At 70.5% G+C, this 7,585-nt stretch carries 9 protein-coding genes; 7 read left to right on the forward strand and 2 right to left on the reverse strand.

All coding sequences use genetic code 11. The features are described from left to right. Nucleotides 1-21: 21 nt before the first annotated feature. The 5 genes from Q9S36_RS32475 to Q9S36_RS32495 all read left to right on the forward strand — a co-directional run bounded on the left by Q9S36_RS32475 (nucleotide 22) and on the right by Q9S36_RS32495 (nucleotide 2,673). Nucleotides 22-450 (forward strand): hypothetical protein, encoded by a 429-nt coding sequence (locus tag Q9S36_RS32475; protein WP_311288944.1) that lies wholly within the window; start codon nucleotides 22-24, stop codon nucleotides 448-450. A 47-nt stretch (nucleotides 451-497) separates the two neighbouring features. Further along, nucleotides 498-968, forward strand: a complete 471-nt coding sequence (locus Q9S36_RS32480; RefSeq protein ID WP_396653892.1) for a GNAT family N-acetyltransferase — start codon at nucleotides 498-500, stop codon at nucleotides 966-968. Then, complete coding sequence (locus Q9S36_RS32485; protein ID WP_311288946.1) at nucleotides 965-1,363, forward strand: SRPBCC family protein; 399 nt, start codon at nucleotides 965-967, stop codon at nucleotides 1,361-1,363. The genes Q9S36_RS32480 and Q9S36_RS32485 overlap by 4 nt, the downstream gene beginning before the upstream one ends. Before the next feature lie 34 nt (nucleotides 1,364-1,397). Next, nucleotides 1,398-1,778, forward strand: coding sequence for a nuclear transport factor 2 family protein (locus tag Q9S36_RS32490; RefSeq protein ID WP_311288947.1), 381 nt, complete (start codon nucleotides 1,398-1,400; stop codon nucleotides 1,776-1,778). Between the two features lie 118 nt (nucleotides 1,779-1,896). After that, nucleotides 1,897-2,673: a nuclease-related domain-containing protein gene (locus tag Q9S36_RS32495; RefSeq protein WP_311288961.1), complete on the forward strand. Its 777-nt coding sequence runs from the start codon at nucleotides 1,897-1,899 to the stop codon at nucleotides 2,671-2,673. Here Q9S36_RS32495 and Q9S36_RS32500 read toward each other — a convergent pair. Then, on the reverse strand, nucleotides 2,631-3,059 hold the full coding sequence (locus tag Q9S36_RS32500; protein ID WP_311288948.1) for a hypothetical protein: 429 nt from the start codon (nucleotides 3,057-3,059) through the stop codon (nucleotides 2,631-2,633). The two genes, Q9S36_RS32495 and Q9S36_RS32500, sit on opposite strands and share 43 nt — an antisense overlap. Nucleotides 3,060-3,181: 122 nt before the next feature. Between Q9S36_RS32500 and Q9S36_RS32505 the strand changes: the two genes are divergently transcribed. Next, a complete protein-coding gene (locus Q9S36_RS32505) occupies nucleotides 3,182-3,841 on the forward strand; it encodes a VOC family protein (protein ID WP_251454887.1) in 660 nt (219 codons plus the stop codon). Between the two features lie 88 nt (nucleotides 3,842-3,929). Continuing rightward, nucleotides 3,930-5,174 (forward strand): phosphotransferase, encoded by a 1,245-nt coding sequence (locus Q9S36_RS32510; RefSeq protein WP_311288949.1) that lies wholly within the window; start codon nucleotides 3,930-3,932, stop codon nucleotides 5,172-5,174. A gap of 7 nt (nucleotides 5,175-5,181) precedes the next feature. Here the strand turns inward: Q9S36_RS32510 and treS are convergent, their stop codons facing one another. Beyond that, on the reverse strand, nucleotides 5,182-7,476 hold the full coding sequence (gene treS, locus Q9S36_RS32515; RefSeq protein WP_311288950.1) for a maltose alpha-D-glucosyltransferase: 2,295 nt from the start codon (nucleotides 7,474-7,476) through the stop codon (nucleotides 5,182-5,184). Between the last annotated feature and the right edge of the window lie 109 nt (nucleotides 7,477-7,585).

Here is a 7,585-nt window from a genome sequence, read left to right on the forward strand (position 1 = left end):
CGCAGCCGGTACGGTCGATCCATGACTGGGATGCCGCACCCCGACGCCCCCACCCCTGGCGCATCCACCGGCGGAGCGGCGCCCGGCACGCCGGCGCCCGCCCCCGGCACAGCCGCGCCTGCCCCTGGGGCCACCGCGCCCGCCGCCCCGCGTCGACGGGCAGACGTGCTGGGCATCGTCGCCGTGATCCTCGCGCTCGTCGGCCTGCTGCCGTCGCTGATCGTCTTCCTGATCGGGATCGCTCCCGAGATGCAGATGATCTTCTGGCTGCTGATCGTGACCCTCCCGATCCTCGGCATCGGCGGGGTGATCGCGCTCATCCTCGGCGTGATCGGCATCATCGTGGGCGTCCGGCGCGGCACGAAGATCGTGTGGTCGATCATCGGGGTCGTGCTCGGCATCCTGATGCTCGTCCCGCTGGGGATCCTGTACCTCGGCCCCTCGATGTGAGCATCCGCCTCGAGGAGGTCGCCGTCGACGACCCGAGAGCCCTCGCGATGCGCGAGCTGCTCGACGAAGATCTGCACGCCCGCTATGCCCCGCTCAACGCCGGGGAATCCGACGAACGCAGGACGAAGCGACGTGCGGCGCTGCACACGCCCGACGATCAGGTGGCCGCGACCTGGGTCGCCCTGGATGCCGGGGGTGAGCCTCTCGGCCACGTGATGCTGCGGCGGCTCGGCCCCGAGTGGGAGTTGAAGCGGCTGGTCGTGGCCCCGCACGCGCGTCGCCGCGGGGTCGGCAGGGCGCTGACCCAGGCGGTCGTGGACCGCGCACGCAGTGAGGGTGCGGGGCGGGTGATCCTGCAGACCGGCGACCCGCAGCCGGAGTCGATTGCGATGTACAGGTCAACCGGGTTCACTCCCATCCCCGTCTACGAGCCCTACGCAGAGACGATGCCGAACTCGCGCTGCTTCGAGCTCGTCCTGGATGGCGCGTCGGACAGCGCTGGCAGGATGGCGCCATGAAGAGCCAGCATGTGAGCCGCGTCGTCGCAGCGACGCCGCAGGCCGTCTACGCCTTCGCGGCCGACGTCGACAATCTGCCGCGCTGGGCTGCGGGCCTGGCGCAGGCGGACGTGCAGCGCGACGGCGACGAGCTGCTGGTCGACTCGCCGATGGGTCAGGTGCGCGTGCGCTTCGTGGAACGCAACAGCCTGGGCGTGCTCGACCACGATGTGACCCTGCCGTCCGGCACGGTCGTCGCGAATCCGCTGCGCGTCGTGCCCCACCCCGAGGGGTCCGAGGTCATCTTCACGGTGCGTCAGATCGACCTCACCGACGAGGAGTTCGAGCGCGACGTCGCGCTGGTCGCCGCCGATCTCGACCGGCTTGCCGCGCTGGTCGAGAAGTCGTCACCGTAGCGGTGGAGCCCCGCGGACCGGTAGACACGTCGTCATGACGAGAGCATCCGACTGGCTGGACGGCTACATCGCCGCGTGGGCGTCGAAGGACGAGTCCGACGTGCGCGAGATCTTCACCGACGACGCGGAGTACTGGTTCCGACCCGACGACGATCGGCCCGTGACGGGCATCGATGCCATCGTGAAGATGTGGGGTGACCCCGAGCCGAGCGACCCCGACCACGACCTGTCGGTGCTGATCGAGAACGACACCCTTGCGATCATCACCGGCACAGTGAACTACCCCGGCCACGAGAAGTACTCGAACATGTGGGAGGTGTGGTTCGCCGACGACGGCCGCGCGAAGAAGTTCGTCGAGTGGTACATGTCGCCACGGAAGCGCGGCGGGCAGGACTCCGCGGCGAGTGGCGCCTGAGGGCGGCGAAGAGGCAGGGTCCGCCGCGGCACCTCCACAGCCACTCGGGTCCGGCCCCGCTCACGAGATCGCCTTCGGATCGGTCCCCGCGGCAGCCGTCATCGCGGAATGCGTGCGTGTGCAGCGAGAGGTTCCCGTCCGCTCTGCGGCCGCGCGCTTCTTCGGCCGGTCACCGCTGTCTGAGGAATCGCGGCCCTGGTACGCCGGTGCACTCGGCGAAATCGACGTCGCACGCCGCCTCGAGCGGCTCGGTCCCGAATGGACGGTGCTGCACGCGGTGCCGATCGGCACCCGCGGCAGCGACATCGATCACCTCGTCGTCGGTCCGTCGGGTGTGTTCACGATCAACACCAAGTTCCATGAGGACGCCAAGGTGTGGGTCGGCAGTCGTCGGCTGCTCGTCAACGGTCAGCCCAAGGACCACCTCCGAAACGCTCGGTACGAAGCGGATCGCGTGAGCAAGCTTCTGACGTCCGCGATCGGTGACGAGGTACCGGTGAGAGCGGTGATCGCGATCGTCGCCGCCAAAGAGATCACCATCCGCGAGCAGCCCGCGGATGTCGCGGTCCTTCGCTCCGGCGATCTCTCGCGCTGGCTGCGTCGACACAGACCCCTCCTCCAACCGGAGCGGGTCGCGGAGATAGCCCGGACCGTCCGTCGCCGGGAGACCTGGACGTCTGCCGCGGAAACGCCCGTCGACGCGGAACGTTTCGCCGCATTGCAACGCGAGGTGTCGAAGGCGAGGGGTGTGCGAATGCTGTGGTCCCTCGGCGGACTCCTCGCCCTGCTCGGTGTCACCGTCCCGTTCGCGCTCAATGCGTTCGCGGGCATGCTCGGCACCTTAGTGCGGGATCAGTCGAGCGAGAGGGCGTCGGTTCCATCCCAGTCCCGATAGCTGACCGTGATGGTGATGGGGCGCTCCGTGATGACCGCCGGCAGGTCGAACGTGTGAGTCGTCGCCGCCATGTCGGCCGTGCACACGATCCCGCTCGGGGCGTCGAACGTCAAGTCGAGCTGGTCAACGCCCACCGGCTCGAGCCCGACGGGAGCGCGCGGACAGCTCGAGCTGCCCCATGTCACGACCGCGAAGATCTCTCCCTCGACGATCCAGCCCGCCGCCGCCCCCAGACCCTCACTCTGGTCGATGCTCAGACCGTCGGGGATGCCGGGCTCGCTCGACCGTGCGACACTCACGCTGCAGCCCGCGAGCAGTACGACCGCGGCGGCGAGCGCCACAAGTGCGGCAGCACCGCGTGTCAGCGGATTCTGCTCGTCGCCCACGCCCCCAACCTACGGGCCCCGGCGGTGCATTCGCCAGGCCGCGACGCGCCCCCCTTTCGTCGGAGGCTGGCGCGCGGCAAGGTGTAGAGCGGCCGGGACGCCGGCTCCGCAGAGGGGAAACTATGAACGAATCCGGAACCATCACCGCGGCCGAGTTCCACCGCGCGCCCGGCGTCGCGGACTGGCGCGTCACCGCGAACGGTCCCGAGGCCGTCTTCACCGCGACGTCGTTCGCGCAGGCGGCGAGCCTCGTGGCGCCGATCGTCGCCGCGGCCGACAGCCACGGCATCCTGCCCGATGTCGACCTGCGACCCGAGGGTGTGGTCGTCCGCGTCACGGACCGCAATTGGGAGGGGATCCCGTCGACCGCGGCGCCCTTCGCCGCGATCGTGTCGCAGGCGGCTCGCGAACTGGGGCTCACCCCGGATCCGTCGCTCGCACAGTTCGTCGGCATCTACGTCGCCCAGCACTCCGAGGTCGATGCGCGGCCGTTCTTCATGGCCGCGCTCGGCTACGACCCGCTCGGCGACTCAGACGCGATCGATCCCCTGCGCCGCGGACCGCAGCTCGCGTTCAACCCGATCACCGGCGACACCGCCGGCAGGGGACGCACACACGTCGACGTGTACGTTCCCGCCGATCAGGCCCAAGCGAGAGTGGATGCCGCGATCGCAGCCGGGGGCAGGCTCGCCGACGACTCACACGCACCCGCGTGGTGGTCGCTCGCATCGCCCGACAACCACGGCGTCGACATCGCCTCGTGGCCCGACACCGCCGAGTGAGGCAACCGCGGGCCTCCCGCCCATACGCCACGAGCGCAACGCGCGTCCACCCCTTTCACCCCGGGCCCGAAACCGGCCAAGGTGGAGTGTGCGATTCACGGACGATCTCGGCGCTTGGGTGGCGCAGCAGCGGTGGTACGCGGGAAAGAGCCATGCACCTCGGTTCCGGATCCTCGACGCTCAGCCCGCCCCCGGCGCGACGCGGTACCTCCTCATGGACGACGCCGGCAGGCTGCCGACGCTCTACCACGTGCCCCTCGCGCGCGTGACGCAGGCCCCCGAGCCGCAGGCCGTCGTCACCCGCGAAGGCGATGGCTACCTGGTGGATGCAGCCCGGCATCCGGAATTCGCCACCGGACTGCTCGCCGAGATGGGCGTCGACGTCAGTCGCGTGACCGGGTCGCGCATCCTCACCGGGGAGCAGTCGAACACGTCGATCGTCTTCGATGAAGACGGCAAGCCGACGATCATCCTCAAGCTCTTCCGCGCCCTGCACCACGGCGAGAACCCCGACGTGACCGTGCAGCGCGTGCTGAGCGAAGCCGGGTCGCCGTACGTGCCCCGGTTCCTCGGCAGCCTCGACGCAGAATGGCCCGACGTCGGACGCCCAGAAGGCACGGCGCACGGCACCCTGGGCTTCGCGCAGGAGTTCCTGCCGGGCGTGCGCGACGGATGGGCGGTGGCCCTCGACGCCGCGCGCGAGGGGCGCGACTTCACCGGCGCCGCGCGCGACCTCGGCACCGCCCTCGCCGGCGCGCACGCGGCCCTCGGCGAGGCGCTCGAGACGCGGGATGCCGGACCCGACGAGGTCGCCTCGACCGCCACCGCGTGGCGGCGCAGACTCGGCATCGCCGCAAATGAAGTGCCCGCGGTCGCCGACCGGGTCGACGCGATCGACGCCGTCTACCGGGCGGCGCTCGCGCGGACGTGGCCGCGACTGCAGCGGATCCACGGCGACCTGCACCTCGGCCAGGTGCTCGCCGTGCCCGACGGCGGCGGCTGGCGCATCGTCGACTTCGAAGGCGAACCGCTGCGGCCGATGGAGGAACGCGCGAACCCCGACCTTCCGCCCCGGGATGTCGCCGGCATGCTGCGGTCGTTCGACTACGCGGCCGCCGTCGCCGCAGGACCGGATGCCGCCGCGTGGGCGTCTGCCTGCCAGACCGCGTTCGTGGACGCGTACGCGGGCGCCGCGGCATCCGTCGCCCTCGACCCCGTGCTGCTGCGGGCCCTCGTGCTCGACAAGGCGGTGTACGAGTCGATCTACGAAGCCCGCAACCGCCCCGACTGGCTGCCGGTGCCGCTCGCGGGCATCGACGCGGCGCTCGCCTGATCCCCGCTCACTCGGCTTCGGGCTCCGCGGGCTTCAGCAGCAGGAACATCGCGCCGTAGGCCGGCAGCGACACCGAGAAGCTGCACAGGTCGTCGACGTGCCCGACGGTGTCTCCCGTGGCAGCGTCGATGACCTCGCTCGCGGGCACGAGCTGCTCGGAGCGCACCGTGCCCTCGGTCGGCTCGTGCGAGAAGTTCAGCACCGTGACCTGCATCGGCGCGTCTGCGTGGGGGTCACCGTCGTCGAGGCGGTGGACGAGCACCAGCATCCCGGCATGCGCGACCTCGGGAATGTCGACCTGGGACGCCGTCGCGATGCCGTGCTGCTGGCGCAGGCGCAGAATGCCCGACAGGCGCGAGGCGAAGGATGCCGGGTCTTTCAGCTGCGCCGGCAGCGCGCCGTACAGGGCGCGGCCGCGCGGCATGCCCGCCGCCGAGCGCCGAGCCTCGGGGTCGACGTCGAGCAGGTCGTGGGCGCCGCGCTCGATCCATCGGGTGTCGCCGGCCGAGATGAGGTCGGAGACCTCACTCGCGGGAACGGTCAGCATCCCGGTGAGGTCCCAGCCCGAGAGGGCGAAGACGCCGGGCTGCCAGGCGTTGTAGGCGCAGAGCAGCAGGTGGGCATCGCGAATGGCGGGCAGGTCGTCGTCGGCCACGTCGTCGAGGCGGGCGATGCCGCGCGTGGCCGCGATGAGCGACGTCGTCGTGCAGGCGATGCCGTTCTGGGTGAAGACGCGGTTGAAGTCGGCGGTGCCGGTGAGGCTCTCGGTGAGGTCGGCGCGGATCTCTTCGGCGAGCTGGCCGCCCGAGATCTCGCGGCCGCGGAAGCGGAAGGTCTCGTCGCCGTGCCGCGTCGCCCAGTGAACGAGCTCGTAGGTGAGCTCATCGTGGTTCTGCAGGCCGTGGACGAGGTGCACGGGTTCGACGCCGAGACGCAGCGACGTGGTGAGCGCGAGTCGAAGGAACTCGGTCTGCCCGGTGGCGAGCGCGTGATGGTAGCCCGGGCGGCCGATGAAGTCGTACGACAGGTCGGCTCCGACGGCGCCGGTGTCGCGGATGTCTTCGATCGTCAGGTTGAGCTCTTGGAAGGTGAACCCGCCGACCTTGCGCACCATGCCGGCGATGATGTGGTTCGCCGCGTGCGAGAGCGGATGCCCCTCTGACCAGGCGGGCAGGCCCTCGGCGCTCTTCTCCACTCCGAGGAAACCGTTCGCGTCGAGGCGCAGGGCGCTGGTGCCGAGCTCGCCGAGCGAGTGCAGGGCGTCGCCGATCACCAGGCGCATGCCCGCGAACGTGGGGTCGAGCCAGTTGATCGAGGGCTGCCCCTGCTTGAAGTAGTGCAGGTACACCCACCGACGCGTGACCCCGTCGGGGCCGAGCACGGGGGCGGTCGCGCTCCAGTTGGTCTCTTTCACCCCGGGTGTGTAGAAGATGACGCGCTGCAGGGCGCCGATGATGTACCCGCGCTCCATGAGCTCGTGCTCGGTGGCCGGGTCGAGATTGATGCTGTCGACGCCCTCGGGCACGTCGGGCAGCAGTGCCCAGTCCTCGGGCGGGATCTCGACCATGTGATAGATGCCGGGGTAGTCCTTGAACCCCATCTCGGCGAGCCGGAAGTCGGCCCCCTTGCCGGTGTGACCCGGCACGATGTCGTCGATGATGCTGCCGCCGTGGTTGTCGGCGACGTCGCACAGGGCGCGGAACTCGTCCTCGGTGCCGAAGGCGGGGTCGATCTGTGTGCTGATGCGGTCGAAGTGGCCGTCGACGCTCGGGGTGTCGAGCCACCCGGCGACGCCCCCCGCGCGCTTGACCGGACCCGTGTGCACCGCGCTGATGCCGATGCGCTCGAACGCCGCCCACAGCTCGTCGTCGCCGAGCGCCGCCAGGAACGACTGCCCGGGCCGGGTGATGAGCGAGATCGGATAGGCGGTGAACCACACGTCGCTCGTCGCGATGGCCCGGCGCGCATCAGGTCGGGCGTAGGCGTTCCGCCACATCGTGGGCTGACCCGAGAGCTGGCGCGCGAGCACGTCGGCGTCTTTGAGCATCGACTGCCGCACGAGCCACTCGACGTACGAGGGGTTGGTGCCGTTGGCGGTGCGCGGGTCGGTGCGGATGCGCCGCACACTGCTGCCGCGCAGGTGGTCGCGCGGGCGGAGGCGCCGCGGCCGCGCGGGATAGCGCTGTTCGTCGTAGCTGATCTCGGGCAGCTCGTGATCGGGCTCTTCACCTTCGATCGCCTCGATGCCGGCCAGGTCGATGGGGCCGGTGTACAGATCTTCCGGTTGCTCGTCGCGCGCCATCCCTCAACGCTAGGGTCCCCACCGGTTTGGTGCGAGAGGCTGGTGCGCGAGTTCGGCAGGGTTTATAGAGCGGATGCCGCGACCGCGGCATCCCCCCGGGATGACGCGC

The sequence above is a fragment of the Microbacterium sp. ARD31 genome (assembly GCF_031844425.1).